Genomic DNA, 20,453 nt, shown 5'->3' with positions numbered 1-20,453 from the left:
GCGGTTACGGGCCGATTTTCGCTGGAAATAAGACAAAACCGGGGTCAGGGCAACACATCTTCGTGTTGGAAAATCATTATAACCTATTGATGAATATGATATTAATTAATTTTCATTCAAACACTACTTAGCGGAATAATCCAAGTATGCCAGAATTTTTACGGCTTCCGCCGCAAAAATTCAGAGGCTTTGAAGTTGGGCAATGGTTGTCTATCAAACTGTAAACTGTCTATAGGCTGTATTTGCTCTAGCCCATCTATGATGGCTTGCTGGACATAAAACTGCATCGAGAATAATATCTTTTTAAAACAGTCGGCTTAAACTGATTATCGGCCAAGCCTTAAATTGCCGCTCGGTTTAACCTACTTTTATCTTCCTGATAATGCTCTGCTGTGAAACGCACAAAGGCATAACGTTATTAGATTCTTCTAGCCATTACATTGAGGTGTAAGCCATGAATGACAAGGAACTTATCGCCAAACGTGCCGCCGATCAAGTGACTGACGGAATGCTGGTTGGGCTTGGCACCGGCTCGACTGCGAATTGCTTTATTGAAGAACTGGCGCATCGCAGCCGTGAACAGGGCCTTAAAGTAACCACCGTCTCCAGCTCGGTTGTAAGCGCGGTTAAGGCGCAACAGCTCGGCTTGTCGGTGCTGGGTTTCGAACAGGTAAGCCATGTCGATCTTTATGTCGATGGCGCCGATGAGGTATCGCCGGATTTAACCTTGCTCAAGGGCCAAGGGGCTGACCTGGTACGTGAAAAACTGCTGGCAACCGCTAGCAAGCAATTTTTAGTGCTGGCTGAGGCGAGCAAACTGGTTGATCGTATCGGCCAGCGTTTCCCTATCCCCATTGAAGTGATGCCTTTTGCCTGGCAACTGGTCAAAAAGCAGCTGGAAGCAAACGGAGGACAAGGCGATTTACGTCAAAATTCCAATAAAAACGGTTTTGCGATAAGCGCTTACGGCAGCTTGATATTGGATATGAACTTTGACGCACATATTGATATGGAAACGCTCAACAGTACCTTAAACAGCATCCCCGGCATTGTTGAACATGGCATTTTTTACGGACTGGCCACGACGGTTTTAATTGGCGCCAACGGTCAGGTACAGGAGCGAAAGCCGGATAGCCTGTACGGTTAAGGTTTCATTTTTTGTAATTTATCCTGATATGCACTGCGTACCCTACCTCTGAAATCCCAAGCAAACTGATGAAGCTATCGCTGGCAAACGTTTAAAGGAGTTATATAGATGACTGAGCTGGAAAGTTTCAAGCTTCTAAGCATTGCACTGGCAATAGGTTTACTCATCGGCCTGGAGCGTGGCTGGCGTACCCGTGAACTGGAAGAAGGTATGCGCGTTGCCGGATTGCGCACCTACGGGATGATTAGCCTGCTGGGCGCCTTGTCGGGCATCCTGGCTCAACAAATAAACGCTTACTTTATGGAGTTTGCTTTTCTGGGTCTAGCATCAATCTTGCTGGTTGCCTACAGCAAAGGTCTTGATAGGTTTAAGGATTTCAGCATCACCGGCACCGTTGCGTCGATGATTACCTTTACCCTGGGCGCGCTGACTGTATTCGGCCATATTGCTCTTGCTGCTGCAAGTGCAGTCGTTATTACAGCATTGCTCGGCTTTAAGCCTTTGCTCCACAGTTGGATGAAAAAACTGGAGCAGGAGGAATTGGATGCCACGCTAAAATTATTGTTGATCTCGGTTGTCGTTCTGCCGATACTGCCGGATCGGAATTATGGCCCTTTGGCTGCCGTTAACCCTTATCAAATCTGGTGGATGGTGGTACTGATTGCGGGCATTTCCTATCTGGGTTATTTTGCCGTCAAGATTGTCGGCAATCAGTATGGACCGATTTTAACGGGCGCGCTGGGAGGGTTGGTATCTTCAACCGCCGTTACCCTTAATTTATCCAGGTTATCGAAGCAATATCCAAACATGGAAAATGTGCTGGCGGGAGGCATTTTAACGGCCTGTGCCACGATGTTTATACGCACTCTTCTGCTAACTTCGGTTATGAATCCCAAGTTATCCCTGGCGCTGCTACCTGCCTTGCTAATAATGTCCGCTTTTACTTATTTTACAGCTTTTCTGTTATGGCGAAGCGGGCGAGGGTTTCGGACCGATGAAGAAATAAAATTGGAAAACCCTTTCCAGTTAGGCATGGCGTTAAAGTTCGGTGCATTTTTAGTCGTTATCATGTGGCTATCCAAACTACTCAACGTTTATTTCGGCGATATGGGCAATTATTTTCTAGCGGCAACTTCCGGTATGGCGGATGTTGATCCTATTACCCTTTTGATGTCGCAGATGAGCCGTGACGGAACAAACCTCAGCGTCGCCGCCAAGACTATTCTTATTGCGGTATCTGTTAATTCAAGCGTTAAAGGCGTTCTGATATTGACTATTGGCAGCCAAGCCCTGGCGCTTAGAGTTGGAGTTCCTTTGGTAGGAGCTGTTATAGCGGGCTTATTAATCACGCAATAGCGTTGTGCAATCATTACAAGCTACCGGCAATGTGCGCTCGCACGGCATTTTTAGCTGGGTATATTCAAGCTTATTTTCTTGAACAGTCTGCAGCACAGTTCCGCATTAAAGATGTTTGCTGCTTTCTGGCCACAGAAAAAAGGCAGACAACCGTAACAACCCCGAAACAATCGGCCAACCAATCATCAACACCCGGCATACGCCCCGGTAGCAGTATTTGATGCAATTCATCTGCCGCGCCCAGCGCAACCGCCAAAATAGCGACGTATTTAAGCGGCATGATATTGCTCATGGCTATAGCAAAGGTGAAGGTTCCAAAATAGAGAAAATGCACCAGCTTATCAACCGGAGACACAAACAAGCCGGCAGCTTGCGGTTGTGAGCCGGCTATAAACAGCGCCAAAACAAGACTCAAGGAAAATGTGATAAAGCTAAATCGATAAATATGCGATGTCGTCATAGGATAATAATGCCTTTCACAAAATTATGGTTTACGGCTGTAATGTTCAAAACAGCTACAGATATGAAGCGCTTCAGCTATTATGAACGATAATGCCCTCTCAGGTCATCTTACGAGCGCTCTGTTTCGATTTTTTGCTGGTCCTCATCGACTGTCCGATCCTTCGCGTGCTGATTAAGTGCCTACAGCCATAGAATACAACTCAATCATTCACTCATTAACTCTTTGATTTTTACCTTAAAAAACAAGACCAAGAGTACCGGGCTTTGCTGGGAATGACATCAACAGACTGTACGCTGCCACCTTCCACAGCCTGATTTTCATCGGTACACTGTTAGCCACAACGCTCGGATCGTGCCGACCCGCATTGCTTTAAGGGTCTACAAGCTTGAAAGCCTCAATAAAAATTTTCGCTTTAACTCACCTACATCCTGTTCCTTATATATAAGTAAGGCAAACTCTTAATTAATTGATCAAAAATTGGAGATGATTACCGATAGGTGAAAATACTTAGGTAATTGTACGTATTTTTAAGAGAACATTAATATTTCACGGATAAACTTTAGCTCGAGTTATATAGAAATTTTTTCGCATCAATGGAATATCAAAGCATCTCATGCTTGTTGTGATTTTAATTATAATTCAATGTGATATAAAAATGAGACACCGAATGTCTCGCAATTAAATGGTTTTTGTAATAGAGATAATTTATGACTAAATCGACTAAAGTAGCATGTTTGTTACCTCCTTCAACTAGCTTTTCAGCGGCGACTCTTAGCTTGTCTCGGAAACACGGATCAGATCTGAATGACTTAAATCCGGGCTTACAATCTTTAAGTCAAGACGACCGGCAAATCCGTCCCACTACGAAGCATTTTTCTCGGACATCCGACTTACGCGTCCCACATACAGCATCACATGGGGCCACAACTGTAATTAAAAATTCCAAACAAATTAATATGAAGAAAAAAATTTCCAGCAAACTATTTTTTATTGTTTGCATACAAGGCCTATTCGGACTTCAACAAGCCTATGCGGCAACTTACTATGTTGCGCCCGCGGGTTCTGACACCAACAACGGCACATCACTTTCAGCGCCTGTAAAAACTATAAGGCAAGCGTTGAGCAAGGCTAGAAGTAGCGGCGATATTGTTTATGTAAGAGCCGGTACTTATGTGGAAGCCGTTAGCATCAGCCAGAGCGGTATTACACTGAGCGCTTATCAAGCTGAAAAACCTATTATTGATGGTCAAAGCTCATTGCCTAGCGGAGATTGGGGATCGCTGGTATCAATATCAGGTAACAACAACAAAGTTTCCGGCTTTGAAGTAAAAAACAGTAACATCAAGGGCGCACGCGCAGGTGGTTATGGTGTTTGGTTAGGGGGGCATCATAATACGGTCAGCAAAATGAATGTCCATCACACTTGGGAAAACGGGATACTCGCTCAAGGTGACTACAGCACTATCGAAGACTCTTCAGTATGGCAGGCCGCAAGACGGAATGCCAATGGTTCTGGCGGCGGCATGTGGAGCGGCGGCTTGAATGCGGCCCGCAATCGCAACGCCTCTGCCTTAAAGCCCGGCATTACCTCATACGCGACTATTCGCCGCAACAAGGTTTACAACAACTGGGGTGAAGGTCTGTCCTGCTATGAGGTAGATCACTGCACCATTGAAGATAACATTGTTTACGACAACTGGACCGTTAACATGTATCTTTCTGACGCCACCAATAGCGTGGTGCAACGCAACATGGTTTATGCTTCTTCAGCACCTGCCATTACTACTCGTAACTCGGGTCGCCCAGGTATCGCGATGTTTGATGAAGTGGCAAGCAGGCCTCGCTCTTCCGGCAATACGCTGATCAATAACTTCCTGCGTGGTGTTGATTTCAGCGCCTTCACTTGGACCGGCGTTACCAATTCCGGTTTAAGAAATACACTGATAGCAAACAACACTATCGTTGATGGACGCTTGAACGTAGGCGGAAGCTCTTCGGTGATCCATTCTAATTCCCAAATTAGAAATAATATTCTCGCGGGAGGCGGTAGCGTAGCCACTAAAAGCGGCCTTACCTTCTCTCACAATAACTGGGCGACAACACCTCCGTCAGCAGCAGCGGCCTCAACTAACGTAGTTAGAGATCCGCAAGTGTCAAGATCGGGATCAACTTCACCGGGCGCTTTGACACCAGCTTATTTTAAGGTATCGGGAAGCTCGCCTGCGATCAATGCTGCAATGGCGTTAACCAGCGTGTCTAATGACTACTTTAAAGCTAGCAGAGGAAGTGCGCCGGATATAGGCGGTCATGAATATGGTTCAACCACGACCACGACCAGCCCTACTACAACGACTCCGACTACAACTACTGAGCCTACGACTACCAGCACGCCGACGACTACCACGCAGCCAACGTCGACAAGCGTTAACATATCGTCCAAATATGCTACTAACATAACTCGCAATTCGGCTACTATTAAATGGACCACTAACGTTCCAACTAGCGGAACAGTTTGGTACACAGTGAAGAGCGATGTTGCGGCTGCCGGCACCTACACTCTCAAAGTTGTTGACAGCAATCTGTCTACAAGTCACTCAGTAAATCTAGGTAATTTGTACAATAACACTACTTATTATTACAAGATTACCGCAACAAACGGTTCTTCAACCACGTCGACTACTTCGACCTTCAAAAGCAGTCTAAATTAAGGGCAATACTGAAGAAGTAGGATGTATAACGCTGTGCCGGATAGACAACAATCTTCACCGGCACAGCGTCTAATCATTTCGGAAACCACCGCGTACAGCTTAGCAAAGCGAAGTTGTCGTCGCGGTGGACCAAAAGCCGCCGTCAACCTGACCGGCGAGCGCAAATAAGAATACCCAAAGACCCCATTTCGGATTTGTCAGTCCGGAAAGCATCAGCAAGATAGGGGGCCTCTTTCTCCACACGGGAATCGTCAAGTTTAATCAGCGGTTGTATCGTGACATCGCGCCAACCATTTTTCTCGAACAACTCTTTATACTGATAAGGCCTGACTCGATTAGGCGTGCCTTTAAAATAAAACTTGTTATACAGCCAGTCAGGATAACGATAAATATTGTTCGGGTCCTTGTCCCGTATCCATCTGGAATGGGTTTGAAGATCAACGCTTATTATTGCTACGGCATTACTCGAGCATCCAGCGCTCAGCTCCTGAATGGTACGTTGTACATCGTCAAAATGTTCAAATGCAGCCTGGCTAAACACAATATCCACCTTGCCCTCTCCCACTGCGTCAAGAATATTGAAATCCGGCCGGCAATGAAATTTCAACCGGTCTGACATGCCTTGTCGCTGCTCATAAAGCTCTCTTTTCAGTACATTGGCATCAATCCCAGGATTCTCTTTTTGCAGTCTGTCTAACAAACAATCATAAAACTGCATCGGAACGTTTTCGATCAGGTTATTCACATCAATCGCCGTATAGCTTTGCGCCCCATACGAAAGTATTGTCAGCCCGCTGCCAAGATCCGATCCAGGGCCAAGTTCCAGCACATGCTTCCCGACCAGCGATCCGGGCAACCCTGCGTAAGTATCCAATGATTCAATCCATTCTTTAACCACCTTAATATCATAATCGACACACCGTTCCGCATCAGACACGCCGAATGGTTTAGGGGTCTTGTAGCCTTCCAGACTATGCTTAACCTTGGCAAGAAGCAGAAAAACGACTCCTGCGGCAAAATAAAAATAATTTGAAAATAAATTACGCATTAGCAAATCCTCTATTCCCGATTGATGTCATATACGCCCCAGTATCCTGCTTTAGCTTGGGCTTTTAACAATAGGATCAGGCCGATTCCGGCTCATACAGTTGGCATAAAGCTTAACCGTTTTCTCAGCGATATCTTGCCAATCGTAACGCTGGGCAACCCATGCTCGAATGCTCTCCCGTGCGGCAAGAGTTAAACCGTTACTCGACTGCTGCCTGATTTTATCTGCAAGCGCGTCAACATTGCCCAGCGGAAAATAATGCTCCGCTGGCAAACCCACCTCCAGGTTGGCCGGAATGTCGCTTGCCAACACCATCAACCCATAGCTCAATGCTTCCAGCAAAGCGATGGGCAACCCTTCGTGAGACGAAGGCAACACAAAAAGCCCGGCATGCGAGTAAAGCTCTTGCAATGCCGAACCCTGCTGGAAACCCGTCATAACAACGCCGGCTTCGGCTGCCTTTTTTATCACTTCGCGCTGATAAGCGTCGGGATGATCGGAGCCGCCGACAAACGCCAATTTCCAACCCGGCAAATGGGCCTGCTGAAATGCCGCAATCAAATCGAGATGGCGTTTTTCCGGAACCAGGCGGCTGACCAGTAACACATAGCGGCCGCGAGTCAGGCCGAATTTCTCAAGTGTTCCGATAGAATCCAATAGCTTCGGCAAAACTACGCCATTCGGTATCAGCTCTGGCTCCACACCATGCTTGCTGCGCACCAAATCAGCAATAACCTTGGAAATCACAATGCGCCCGCTGGACCAGCGCGCGCCCCAGCGTTCGCCCAATTGAAGAACGAAACGGGCAAAGCGCCCCCATTTTTGCCGGTCATAATCCGGGCCGTGATGCGTCACTACAACACGCAAGCCCATCAGTCTGGCAGGCAAGGTCATGATGGAGGGTCCGATGGCCTGGATGTGCAAAATATCCGGACGGCTGAAGCCCGCATAGAGCACGCCCAAAAAGCTGTGAACGATAGCTTCCAGCGTTTTGGATTTCGGCGCCCAGAGCTTTACGAACTTCACGCCCTTCCATTCCGTTCCAGTCGCGGCCTGGTGATACGGTGAGCGGACCAGCACAGTCACATCGCAGCCCCTCTCTACCAGTAACGGGCATAAATGTTCGGCATGCGTTTCCACTCCGCCCTGCACTCCGGGAAAACTGCGCAAGCCCAGCATCATCACGCGGATTGGCCGATTCATGTCAGTCCTGCCTTGGCGAGAAAACCGCCAGCACATCACGGGCCAAATTGACCCAGTCGTAATCCGATTCGAGCAATGCGCGGCCATTTCTACCCATTTCAGCAGCCAGTCCCGGATTAGCCAAAAGCTCCAACACCCTGTTTGTCATCCCTGAAAAATCATTGGGCTTTGCCAGAGAGCCCGTTTGTCCTTCGATCACAAGGCCTCGATAAAACAGAAAGTCCCAGACAACGGCAGGCAACTGCATCGCCAAAGCCTCCAGACACGTTCCCGGCAAACCCTCGTAATAGGAAGTCGATGCATAAACCCGACTACGGGCGTAATAGCCCATCATTTCAGCAAAAGGAACTTTACCGGTCATGACGACATTCGCTGAAAGACCGGCCAACTGCTGCTTAACCCAGTTTTCATCCTCCCCATATCCGACAATGTAAATCAAGATATCCTGTTTCTTACGCACCAATTGCCGGCAAACTTCCACCATGCCCTTACTGCCTTTCAGGTTTTCGATCCTTCCAGAAAACAAAACATCAATGTCCTTGACGTCATCAGAGATTTTGAACTGATTTAAATCAACGCCGTTTGGAATGATATTGATCGGCTTGTCGTAGCCATAGGCTAGAATCTGTTCACGGCCAAACTCGGTTAAGGCGATGGCTCTTGTCGATTTTTTATAGATTTGCGCTTCCATCCACATTTTTATTTTTAAGGAGAGCCAGTTAAATTCGCTTTTATAAAACTTTTCGGGGTAAAAATTACCGGAAAAGCCAAGGTAGGTTGAATGCACTGTTTGTACGATCGGAATATGCGAAGGCAGTAACAGGCCGGGAATCAATGGCGGAAAATGAAGATTGACGCACTGGATCTTGCCTTCATCATAAAGACTTATCAGCTTGCTGCGGACTTTCAAGCCCCAAAAGAGAAGGCTAAAGCGATCGTGAGTGCAGGGAAAATGGATAATTTCGACGCCCGGATATTCCCGTTCATCCCGATGCTCGTCACTGGTAATCAGATAAACAGGCGGGTGATCTGCCGGCAAATTGCCAACAAAAGAGTTCAGGTATCTTGCAATGCCGTGGACGCCGTAGAATTGAGGATTAACAATCGCAAGCATTTTCACACTCCTAAGATGTTTTCAAACTCATCCATCAAGCTAGTCCGCGTATGCAATACAATCTAGTATTGCTGCTCCCGATGGGTCATTTTGAAATAAATTGCGAAACTATGGGACTACGCTAAAAATAATACTGTTACCCAGCTATTCCGCATCAGGTTGCGCTTCGGACTGACGCGATTGATCTATCGAGGCTAAGAAAGTCCGCCGCAACCTTGCGCGCAATGCTGTCGTAATCTCTTTTACTTACCGCATACTCGCGGCCTTTGATCCCCATCCGCCTCATTGTTTCCGGGGAGTTTAATAAGCCAACCACCGCTTGTGCAAAAGCTTCCCCATCCAACGGCGTACATATGCCAGCGCCGCTTTCTTCGAGCACCTGGGCCTGGTCGGGATTGTCGTTCGCCACAATGGGCAAGCCCAACGCCATGTATTCCATTGCCTTTGTGGGCGATCCCATATCCAGCAAATAGCCACGCGGGATGGGAGACAGCCCTATTTCTGCTGCGCGCATATAACTCCAGGCTTCGGATGCCGGCAACCATCCGGTCCAGAGCACATCGTCAGCCACACCCCAACGGCTGGCTTCCTGCTGTAACCAGTCCCTGTGCGCCGCTTCCGAGGTATCGCCTACCAAAACCAGCAGAATATCGGGCACTGCCTGTTTGCAGAGGGCAAGCATGTGAAACAAAACCTCAATCTGCCGATTCGGGTCCAGCGTACCCAGATAAGCCACGACGCGCTTGCCCTTAAGACGCGGATCGTTAGCCGGCTGAATATTCTCCCGGCCGACCGCTTCCGTATCCACCCCCATGGGCACCGGGGTCATCTGCGACATAGGTATGCCCTGCGTCTCAAGAACCTTTTGCATCTGGCGGGTTTGCACAAACACATGATCCGCGTTGGGGAACACAATCCGATGCAACAGCCATTTCCCGAAAATGCCTTGCACCAGGGGAAACCAGAAACGCACACCCCCTTTAATCCCTCTCATCCTTGCTCTATTGATCTGGCTTTCCGAATGCGGAAAGGAAAGCCAGTAAAAAAACTGAACGCCCCTCAGTCTCGCTACGATAAGCCCAACAAGCGCTGTCAAGGACATGTCGCGCACCTGGATGGCATCGTATTTTTTCGCGTCCATCGTGCTCAGGATCCGCAGGTTGTGCCAGAATTTGACCAGATACCGGCCTGCGCGACTGGATGGCACTTTAAACAATATTGCATTCCCTCCTCCCCAAGAGATTGCCGGGTTGCCTGCTTCAGCGATGTCATGATCTGTTACCAGATCGCAAGTAATCCCATACCGGGGCAAATATTTGCCAAATAAGGTGACAACATCCGGGCGGTACGTTGGCCAGGCTTCTTCGGTAAGATACAGCAAGTGCAAGCTATTCTTATTCGTTGAGTCTGGATAATCCATGGAATGAACTCCTGCCACGAAGGCCTTGATGTCTCAATGAATAGCACCGTAGGGTACGCATCGCGTACCGTTTTCAATGTTTTCAACTTGATCAAATCCCAAAATGGTACGCGATGCGTACCCTACGGTACTTATTTCCCTGTAATCGGTTCAATGCAAGCGCTGTGTATCGAGAGACAATGATCCACATTCGGCCGATACGAGCGCGCCACATTGAATTCATCGGCCAGTGTTCCTACGGCCATCAGCATAATGATCTGCTCGGATGGCGAAATAGGCGCAGCGGCCCGCATCGCTTTGTCGTCATGAGGTTCCTTGGACCAGTTAAGGCAGCAGGTTCCATAGCCCAGGTCATGAAAAGCAAGGCACAGCGACATTGCGAACATGCCGCCGTCGATCCAAGGCTGATAGCGCTCATCAATCCCAAGAAATTTACGCAACTCGCAAGTCACGATCAGCACATAAGAAGCTTGATGGCCGAAACCGTTGCTGCCGCTTTGGATGGCAAGCAGCCGCTCCATTTGTCCTGCATCATTGAAAGCATGCACACGCCAAGACTGCCGATTACAAACCGATGGCGTTTTTTGCGCGAGCTCGACAGCGCTTCTAATATCTCCCTCCGGGATAACACCGCCGGCAAACTGCCGCACGCTGTATCTGGAGTTAAAAAAACTTTTAAACCCGGCATTCCGCGCCATTGATAATTCGGCTCTGGTAAAAGGCAGCACGCCGCCATGCCACAGGCGGGCAACGTCCAAAGGAATATGGTGCTTGTCCAGGATCGAAAACAATCGGCCGCGTACAAAATCCACTGGATGCCCGATCCGCTCGTGATAATCCAGGTAGTTAAACAGCGCAGCGATTGCGTTAGTCGCAGGCTCGGAAATGCCATAATCGGCAAGATAAGTGTCTACATCATCCAGCAACCCTGGAATCACTGTCATGCCAAAGCCCGATCGAGGACTGGCAAGACTCAGGCCTTTCTCGACCTGATGATAAAAAAGGGTAATTCTGGCTGCACGCTCGGTTTTGGAATCGCGGCTTTTATTCAAGCCGGAGTATGACAAAAACCGCTTATAATCATAGGCATAGCAGGGCAACAGTTTGACCGAAAAATACGCATCCCTGAGCAGCTTATGCAATAGTGGCGGGGTGTATCGAAGTATACGTTTTTTAAGTAACATGACCTACAACCTCTCAGGCCCAAGTGCCTTTGTCAGAAAATCCAGGGATGCTTGCCGCAAATCCAGCAAATGTTTGTTAAATGTGTCGTAGGGCGCAGGCGTAACCAAGATGTCATTTATATCGGAAAGATTGTTGATGATTCTTGACTCCATGCCGAACTGGTGCAATAAAAAGTGCACCTTATTGAAATTGCTGCCAAATTCATTTTGGCCTCTCAAAAACGCCGCAAACTGCTTAGTAAACTTCATGGAAAAAATGCTGCCATGAAAAGTATCGGTCACAACAAATGCCGCATCCCTGAATAAGCTCAGCAGATCGAAAGGCCAAGACACGACAATATTATCGTCGCACCATGCGTGATAAGCGCCGCCGCCGCCTGCTGCGATAACCTTCAGCTTATGTCGGGCGGCAAAATCCCTGACTGCATGAACTTCCGACTCCGACTCTGTCCGGCCCTCATAGGCGTAAACGAGAAGATAGTCGCCATCAATTATCCGCTGTTGCGACATCACCTCGTCATAGTCGTAAATCAGCGTCGGATCCAGGGCAAGTGCTGGCGAACTCCCTGTGCAATGCTCCACCAGCAAGCGAGTGTTTTCGTCCCTGACGGAAATATATTTCATGCGCTTTAGCCCGGCGCCGATCTCATCGACCATGCCGTCGGCAATCACATCATCCCAATTGGCATAACCTGCCGAAGCGGCGTAACTCAGGATGAGCGGCGCATTAATGTTATGGCCGAACAGGCAAGGCACATAGCCTAAAGCGTCGTTCTGTGTATAGTTGAACACCTCGTCACTGCCAATAACCATGACATCAGCTGTCAGATCATAGTCAGGCGTCTCTGAAACATTAAGCAATGGCCAGCAAATCTGTTTATAGTACTTATTGGATTCCCGCCGGAGCGCACGTTTCTCCAAGAATTCATCTATATTACTGATTATAGATGGAATTTTTGCGACCTTATCCAAAACACCGGGTGCCTTGGCTTTTTCGCCGATATGGTGGGATTCGCCTCTTCGGAAATCCTTGAACGTCACATGATGCCCAAACGATTCGATCACACGTTTCAATGCATAAGCCTGCATGAATGAGCCATAATTCAGCACTCGATGCATCGTAAGAATACCTACTTCCATATAAAACCTACCTTTCGTATTATGATTTTCACCTGTCAATTCATCGATGAAATGTATCCTTCCGCTGAAGCTGTATTTCATGAAGAAAGCAATAATCCGCATCTCTATCAGTACCTCTCTTATAGTTAACCCGGCGTTATTAGCCGGCTACGAAGCCATGCCTATCCGCTAATGACCGGATTAGCCGTAGTGGCCAACAGCCCCACAAAGCGTTGCGCAAATGCCAAGACTTAAAATCAAGACCAAGCCTGCTTATGGATAAACGCCTTAATAGAAACTGATAGCGTTTAAAGGCTATTTCTATCATTACAGCTTGTTAATTTTGCGCTCGGTCTTAGTATTGATTTCATTGCCTTATCTTCATGTGTGTTGAACAACAGCCGGCTCAGCCTCATTCTCTCGTCTACCCGGAAAGGCTTGAATAAACAGGATGCCAACAAATAAAGGCTGGAAGCTAGCGCAGCCGTGGCAGCCAAATCCAGCCAACCATGCACAGGTATTGAGACCTGTTGCACTACAAACTTAGGAATAAGGTCTTGAATATTTTTTAATGATTCAACAAAATCATTTGCGTGCAACTGAAATGAACCGGTCCACGCCATTTTTAAAAAGATACTTAACACGAATCCTACTAAAGCCGCTGTCAGCAGCTTGAACAACCCCATAACATCGGGCCGGTAAGAGGTGGAGGTTCCCATGGCGACAATGAGCGTGACGTTGAATATAGTTTGGCTGGCGATCATGGCCAAAACGGGGCTCCACAGTCCCTGTCCCGATTCAAAAAGCCAATAAGCCAAGGGCAGAACCAGGATGCCAAGGGCGCTGCACCTAAAGCATAAGTGACCATGACCGGAAGCCACTACCACAGTCTCCAATGTCTGACGCTGGCTCAAGGGAATCAGCCCCAGCAGCATACAGCCAAAATAATATCCGGCCTGGGTGAATTTTCCGCCACTCAACAAGCTCACCAATTCGCTTCCGGTCAGCCAGACGCATACCAACAGAGGCATCAGGATGAACAGGCTAATCTTGCCGGCAAGATTGGCGTTGCGTGTCAATTGCGCCATCCCGCCTTCCCCGATATACGAAGCCACCAGTTTCGGCCTAATCAGGCTGAACAACAAAGTGGCCGGCAGATATCGGTAAATCTGCGCGTACAGGTTGGTCAGGAACCCGAATAGCGCGGTGGTTTCCAAGCCAAGGAAGCGTTGGGTCAGGAACACAAATACCCACGGGCCATAGGTCAGGGTAACGAGATAGCTGAAGTACATGTGCCTGGCGGTCAGCCACATTTCCGACCAATTTGAAGGCTGCCAGCCTTTCTTCCCTTTCAAATTAAGATGCGCGCGCAAATACCGAACCACTCCATGCAACGACAATACAACGCTCAGAAACGACCCTGCCAATTCGGCTAGCACCACATGCTGAAGATGAACCGCGCCTTGAGTTGTCAGTACTGCACCCAGGAATAACAACAAAGTCAGATTGCGCGCTACCAGGCTGAATTGCGCCCGGCCTTGCTGCAATAGCGGATCCAGAATGCAATCCTGGGTATTGAGCCTCAAGCCCTCCAGCATAAACACCAGCAGATAAAGTTTTGCCACATCCGTTTGTTGGGTAAGATCCAGGGATGCCAACAACCATGGCATAGCCACATAAAGCAACAAGGCACCGGCCACTGAGAATAGGCCGCTCAGGGCAATAATCTGCCATACGAACCGGGCAAGCTGTTGCCCTTTGGCGTACAGACGAAACTCCGGTAAATAGCGCGCAGCTACCCATGGCAGGCCGAATGACATAATAGCCAACCCCAAACCCATTCCAGCCTGCAAAGTCACATAGGTTCCATATTCCTCCACGGCAAGCAAGCGCACCAGCCAAAACAAGATGCCTACGGAAAGAAGGGCGGAAGTAAACTTGCCGATAATGAAGTGTACGACGCCACGCTTGAATGCGGCACCTGAATATGGCAAAGCGCTCATGTGGAGTTCCTCATCATTGAATCCACATGTCTACGGTATAGCCAGGCCAGATAACCCAATACAGCGGCAAACACGATCTGAAAACTCACAGCCTCCAATAAACTGGAGTTATAAAAAAGATGAAAGACAAATAGCGATAAAGCTGCCTGAATGGCGTTGGCATCAGCCCTGACTATGGGATTGACTGATTCCCGGTACAACCTGCCGGCGATGAACCAGGCCCGGGCAAAAACGGCGATGAGCAGACCGCAGCCAAACACACCCGTTTCCCAGAGCAGGGTCGAAGCGCCTGTTAAGCCGATGCCGTAGTAAGGATAGCGACTTTCTATATGACCTCCTTGGCCTCCCTGGCCTTCCATATTTTGATGCGCACTACCCAGACCGTTTCCGAATACAAAGGAGACTGGATCATGAGCGCCTTGCTGGTTGGCCCAAAAAGTCAGAACGGTTGTGCGATTGAGTAACTTTGAGCCATAACCTGTCTCATAGACGTTGTAGCGGAGGGTATCTGTTATCAGTTCATCCATGGACATTTTCGAGATGCTCATATAGGCGTATCCCATGCACACCGTAAGCAAACTGCCGGCCATCAGCCCCACCAATCCGTAGTGTGGCCGGGCAAGCAATTCCCGGCGGTAAAGCACCAAAAACGAGAGCGGCAGCATAACGATCACGACTTTGGTTTCACCCAGAAATAAAGGCGCCAGCACCCAAGGTATCAGCAAAACAAAACGTCCGACTGACAGCGTCCTGTGCATTCTCTGGGACAGCAAAAATGCCAACACGATAACCAGAAAAGTGGACATTTCTCCACTGTTGCCTCCGCCGTAAATGCTCGACCCAAAAGTTCCCGCAACAACGTCAATGGGCACCATACCAGGAAAGGAATCAATCATTCCTTCCCGCAGGGGAACCAAGGTAATAAGTTCATAAACCACAAAAGGCAACTGCACCAAGGCGACGATGAGGAAGAACTTTCGCCATACACGAATGTGCCTCTCATCGAAAGCTATCCAGCATAAGGCGAACAACACCCCCCAGAGCTGGAAATAGCGTTTGAATCCGCCGATGAACTCTTCTGCCGAGTAGCATTGGATAAACGAGTTAAGCACCGCATAAACAAAAAAAACAAGTAACAACCATATAAAAGAAGGAGTGTCTTTCCGAGCGTCCGGCGTTGTGAAGGACTTGAAAAACGCCAACGACAATAAGATGAAGCAAAGAAGCGAGATAGCCCATCCTGCTTTAGAATCCAGACTGTCATCATAAATAGGGATAATACCCAGCACCAATAAGCCGCTCGACAAAACAATCCATACTATCCATATGGGGCGGCTCAGCAAAAATCCTCCGACAAAAAGCGCTACCGTAAAGCTTATGAGTATCAAGTTGGCCGTGGTCGACACCAAGCCAAACAAAATTGCCATAAACAGGCTTGCCACCATAACGGCAAGCAATCGATTCCGGTCTGATAGACTGACTGCTGAATTCATCTTGTCAGCAAACCGGAAAGTATGATGACATTGAATTTCTTTGTGTCAGGGTTCGTGAATGTAGTTTTTTTTTGTTTTGTTTCATAATAAAAATAATGAATAATCAAAGATTTAAAAACACACTACCTGCCTGGCACTACCCAGGATAAGGCATCACCCATCGTTAATCGATCTATCCATGCAGGCTGTTAATTTTTCAGCGAGGGTTTTGACATGAGGCTCATTAAATATCTCAAAATGGTTCCCGGTAATCTGTTGGATATCCAGTCTGTCATCCATCAGCTTTTTCCATGCTTGCTCCGGAGGGACATACCGATAGAACAGAGTCTCCCAAGCGGATGCTTGAAACAATATGACTCGGCCGATATAGCTTTTTGGCTGGTAGCTGTTGCGGCAGGAAACGTTAGGCGCCAATGTATAAATGTGAGGCCAAAAATCCGTCCCGTATTTGTTTGATACGACCAGGCCACTGATTTTATTTTTGGCAAGCGTCAACAGCCGCCTTGGGCTTTGCCTAAAAAACTTAGAGATAATCCGGTATAAAGGCAACGGCTGCTTTTCCCAGTCCAGGTAGGTATCCAGCAATGCGACCAAGTTCACTCTGTGTCCGTTTGCCTGTAGTTGCCGTGCCATTTCATAGGCAATCACGCCGCCAAAGGAAAACCCCGCCAAATAATAAGGCCCTTGCGGCTGCACCTGTTGCAGCTCCTTAATATAGTGCTTGGCCAATTCTTCCAATGCCGGTAATTGAACAGGGTGATCGTTAATCTCTGCTGCCATCCCGTACCGTAAAAAATACAGCGGCTGATCCTTGCCCAAATGCCGTGGCAAATCCTGGAGCGTGATTGTGTGAATCGCAAAGAGAGGCGGACGCGAACCTTGCGTCTGAATGGGGACAAGAGAATACCAACGAGGTTTTTGGTTATCTGACGACAGCATTGATGCCAGTTGCTTAATGGTTGGATATTGATAAATTGCGCCCAAGGGCAAGTCAATATCGAACAGTTTATTAATCTCAACGACCATCTTAACCGCTAACAGGGAATGCCCGCCCAGATCGAAAAAGTTAGCCTGAATGCCAATATTCTTCAGGTTCAATAACTCCTGCCAAATATCGACCAGTTTATGTTCAATCTCATTGCGCGGAGCGGAAAATGCCACAGCCACATTTTTTTGCCGATTCTGCTCTGGTGCCGGCAGCGCTTTACGATCCACTTTTCCGTTAGGCAAACGCGGCAGATTATCGACAAATACAAATGTGCCGGGGATAAAAGGTGTCGGCAATTGACTGCTGAGATAAGCGCGAAATTGCCCGGACTCCATTGACTTGTGGGGCTTCAAAACGACATAGGCGACTAATTCGCCCTGCCCCTCTTTATTCTTTGTGGCCATAACATAACAATTTTCCACAGCCTCATGACGCGCCAGGCTTGCCATGACTTCGGCGGGTTCGATTCGAACGCCGCGTATTTTCACTTGATCATCGATCCTGCCTGAAAGTTCTAATAAGCCATCCGGCCGATAACGGCCAAGGTCTCCCGTGAAATAAAGCAGATCAGAGTCATCGTTCCGGAATGGATTTTTCCGGAACCGCTGCTGCGTCTGTTCAGACAAATTAATATAGCCTCGGGTGCGAAACGGAGTTCGCAAGACAATTTCACCTCGTTCGCCGATTCCGCACAGGCGGCCGTCCTGCCCCAAAACCAGCGCCTGCGTTTCCGGCAAAGGGTAACCGACCGGCTGAATTCCTGGGGATAGTTGCCGGGGTATCGGGTAGAAGCACTTGGCCAGGGTGGTTTCGGTGGGTCCGTATAAATTCACGATCTGGCCTTGCCCGGAAAAAAAACGGCGCCACTTGCAAACTAGAGTCTCAGTGAGCGGTTCCCCCGCTACAAACAGCCATCGTAAGGCCTGTAGATCAATGGGATGTTGAGCTGTCGACAACCAGGATTGCAATAGGGATGGAGTGGTATGAACTACCGAAATACTTTCCTTTGCCAACCAAAACAAAGGATTTAGCAGGTCGTTATCTTCTGGCATACAAATTCTCGCGCCACTGGTTAACGGAAGAAAAATATCCCGCATAATGACGTCGAAGCCTAGATTCGTTAGCTGTGACACTCTGTCGTCTACGCCTATGGCAAACTGATTCCGTTGCCAATTAACAAAATGGCTTAATCCCTTATGCGTCCCCAAAATACCTTTGGGAGTGCCTGTGCTTCCTGAAGTAAAAAAGATATAAGCCGCGTCATTACTTTCGATGTCCGGCAAGTCATTTGCACCGGCGGCAAATTGATAATCAGCGCCTATTAAAGCGCCGGTTTCCGAGTCGACTGATATAAAATTAAGCTCAGGCTCTTCTTTTATCCAGTCCTTCAACGATGCATTTTTCCCGTTACAACTTAAAAGAGTTTTTGCTGCGGCCTCCCTGGCAATGAGCCTTTGACGCGAGATCGGTAATGTACTGTCGATCGTGACAAACACGCGTCCGGCCATGAGTACGGCCAACATACTCGTTATCGTTCCGAAACTACGCGAACCCATAATCGCAACCACATCGCCTTTATGCGAATCACTGCTATAGATATGCACAGCTAATGCTTTGGCTTTTTCAGCTAGTTCTCCATAAGTGAGTTGCCGCATCCCTTGGCTTACGGCGACCATTTCCGGTTTTAGCTCCGCCCATTTCAAAAACTGTTCAGTTACCGGGTCTTGAGGATGCTCCGGCAATTCGATAGACGGATCAGGCAAACCCAGTTGCCGGCGTTCGGGCTCGGTCAGCAGAGGCAATTCGGACAGACGCGCCTCCGGGTCAGCGACGATGCCTTCGAGCAAGGTCTGAAAATGGCCGATCAGGCGGGTGATAGTCGCGGCCTCGAATAAGTCCTTCGCGTAGGTCACATAGCCTTTGGTGCCGCTGGAAGTTTCGTCCACATAGACAGCGAGATCGAATTTGGCGCCCTCTTCAATGACCGGAAGGCTTTCAACGGTAAGGTTGTTTAGTTGCAGCTCGGTATGTTCGATGTTTTGCAACACAAACCAGACCTGAAACAACGGATTACGGCTGCGGTCTCGCGGCAGATTGAGGGCCTCGACCAGTTTTTCAAACGGCAGGTCCTGATGGGCATACGCCCCAAGCGTGACCTCCCGCACCTGCGCCAGCAGCTCACGGAAACTGGGGTTGCCGCCAAGGTCCGCGCGCAACACCAGGGTGTTGACGAAAAAGCCGATCAAGCCTTCAAGCTCCAATCGGCCCCGCCCGGCGGCCGGCGTACCGATCACAATGTCGTCCTGGCCGCTGTAGCGCTGCAATAGCACTTGAAAAGCCGCCGCCAGCGTCATGAACAAGGTCACGTTTTCCCGGCGGCTCAGGTCTTTCAGCCCGGCAACCAACTCCGGCGACAAACTGAATGGCTGAATGTCCCCGCGGAATGAAGGAACTGCCGGACGTGGCCTATCGGTGGGCAATTCCAGTGTTGGCGCTCCATCCAGTCTTGCCTTCCAGTAATCCAGCAGCCCATCCAGCGTCTCGCCTTGCAGCGTTTCCCGTTGCCAAACAGTAAAGTCGGCGTACTGAATGGGCAGTTCCGGTAAGGACGGGGGCAGGCCTTTACTGAACGTCCCATACAGCGCCGACAACTCGCGCGCCAACACGACCATCGACCAGCCATCAAAGATGATGTGATCGAAAGTAAGCAAAAAAATATATTCTTGTTCCCCTAAGCGCAACAATTGAGTTTGCAGCAGCGGGAGTTTTTCCAGGTCGAAAGCTGTCGTCTTATTGTCTTGAATGCGCCGCGCCACCTCTGCCGCTCGTTCAACTTCCGGATAACCGCGAAGATCGACCATCGTCAGCGGGATTGACAGCGAGGAATGGATAACTTGCGCCGGCGTACCCTCCTGCTCGGTGAAACAGGTCCGCAGTATTTCATGGCGGAGGATAATTTCATTGAGCGCAGCTTCAAGAGCCGCTACATTCAGTGGTCCTTGAAGCCGGAACAGACTGGGAATGTTGTAGTTTGCGGTAGTACCCGTCAGCCTGTCCAGAAGCCACAAACGCTGCTGTGGAAATGATGTGGGAAAGACAAACAAGTCGGCCGCTAAATCAGTTTCCTCTGACAAATATTCAGGGGAAATGTATGAGGTATCTTCTAATATTTTCATGCTTATTCCTGATTTGCCTGCTTATGTATCA

13 protein-coding genes are annotated in these 20,453 nt (G+C 48.7%); 3 read left to right on the top strand and 10 right to left on the bottom strand.

Features of this window, described 5'->3' with window-relative positions:
• The first annotated feature begins 454 nt into the window (after positions 1-454).
• Together rpiA and M0R47_RS06810 are read left to right on the top strand one after the other, a co-directional pair.
• A complete protein-coding gene (rpiA, locus tag M0R47_RS06815) occupies positions 455-1,147 on the top strand; it encodes a ribose-5-phosphate isomerase RpiA (protein WP_292552214.1) in 693 nt (230 codons plus the stop codon).
• A 108-nt stretch (positions 1,148-1,255) separates the two neighbouring features.
• Positions 1,256-2,503 (top strand): MgtC/SapB family protein, encoded by a 1,248-nt coding sequence (locus M0R47_RS06810; protein ID WP_292552211.1) that lies wholly within the window; start codon positions 1,256-1,258, stop codon positions 2,501-2,503.
• 70 nt (positions 2,504-2,573) lie between these two features.
• Here M0R47_RS06810 and M0R47_RS06805 read toward each other — a convergent pair whose 3' ends face one another.
• Positions 2,574-2,963 carry a VanZ family protein gene (locus tag M0R47_RS06805; protein ID WP_292552208.1) on the bottom strand — a complete coding sequence of 130 codons (390 nt, stop codon included), beginning with the start codon at positions 2,961-2,963 and terminating at the stop codon, positions 2,574-2,576.
• A 959-nt stretch (positions 2,964-3,922) separates the two neighbouring features.
• Between M0R47_RS06805 and M0R47_RS06800 the strand changes: the two genes are divergently transcribed.
• Complete coding sequence (locus M0R47_RS06800) at positions 3,923-5,674, top strand: right-handed parallel beta-helix repeat-containing protein (protein WP_292552205.1); 1,752 nt, start codon at positions 3,923-3,925, stop codon at positions 5,672-5,674.
• Positions 5,675-5,816: 142 nt separating this feature from the next.
• On the opposite strand, the gene M0R47_RS06795 is transcribed toward M0R47_RS06800, so the two are convergent.
• From M0R47_RS06795 to M0R47_RS06755, 9 genes are all read right to left on the bottom strand, one after another.
• A complete protein-coding gene (locus M0R47_RS06795) occupies positions 5,817-6,722 on the bottom strand; it encodes a methyltransferase domain-containing protein (protein WP_292552202.1) in 906 nt (301 codons plus the stop codon).
• A 51-nt stretch (positions 6,723-6,773) separates the two neighbouring features.
• Complete coding sequence (locus M0R47_RS06790; RefSeq protein WP_292552198.1) at positions 6,774-7,925, bottom strand: glycosyltransferase family 4 protein; 1,152 nt, start codon at positions 7,923-7,925, stop codon at positions 6,774-6,776.
• 1 nt (position 7,926) lies between these two features.
• On the bottom strand, positions 7,927-9,039 hold the full coding sequence (locus M0R47_RS06785; RefSeq protein ID WP_292552195.1) for a glycosyltransferase family 4 protein: 1,113 nt from the start codon (positions 9,037-9,039) through the stop codon (positions 7,927-7,929).
• A 154-nt stretch (positions 9,040-9,193) separates the two neighbouring features.
• A complete protein-coding gene (locus M0R47_RS06780; protein ID WP_292552193.1) occupies positions 9,194-10,459 on the bottom strand; it encodes a glycosyltransferase family 4 protein in 1,266 nt (421 codons plus the stop codon).
• A 131-nt stretch (positions 10,460-10,590) separates the two neighbouring features.
• The gene (locus M0R47_RS06775; protein ID WP_292552190.1) at positions 10,591-11,643 is read right to left on the bottom strand and encodes a nitroreductase family protein; all 1,053 of its coding nucleotides are present in this window, start codon (positions 11,641-11,643) and stop codon (positions 10,591-10,593) included.
• A gap of 3 nt (positions 11,644-11,646) precedes the next feature.
• Complete coding sequence (locus M0R47_RS06770) at positions 11,647-12,783, bottom strand: polysaccharide pyruvyl transferase family protein (protein WP_292552188.1); 1,137 nt, start codon at positions 12,781-12,783, stop codon at positions 11,647-11,649.
• A gap of 287 nt (positions 12,784-13,070) precedes the next feature.
• The gene (locus M0R47_RS06765; RefSeq protein WP_292552185.1) at positions 13,071-14,765 is read right to left on the bottom strand and encodes a hypothetical protein; all 1,695 of its coding nucleotides are present in this window, start codon (positions 14,763-14,765) and stop codon (positions 13,071-13,073) included.
• Positions 14,762-16,258, bottom strand: a complete 1,497-nt coding sequence (locus M0R47_RS06760) for a hypothetical protein (RefSeq protein WP_292552182.1) — start codon at positions 16,256-16,258, stop codon at positions 14,762-14,764. The genes M0R47_RS06765 and M0R47_RS06760 overlap by 4 nt, the downstream gene beginning before the upstream one ends.
• A 153-nt stretch (positions 16,259-16,411) precedes the next feature.
• Positions 16,412-20,422, bottom strand: a complete 4,011-nt coding sequence (locus M0R47_RS06755; protein ID WP_292552180.1) for a non-ribosomal peptide synthetase — start codon at positions 20,420-20,422, stop codon at positions 16,412-16,414.
• Positions 20,423-20,453 lie beyond the last annotated feature (31 nt).

Source organism: Methylobacter sp. (genome assembly GCF_023227905.1).
GTDB lineage: Bacteria > Pseudomonadota > Gammaproteobacteria > Methylococcales > Methylomonadaceae > Methylobacter_A.
This window is presented reverse-complemented; position numbering and strand designations above follow the sequence as displayed.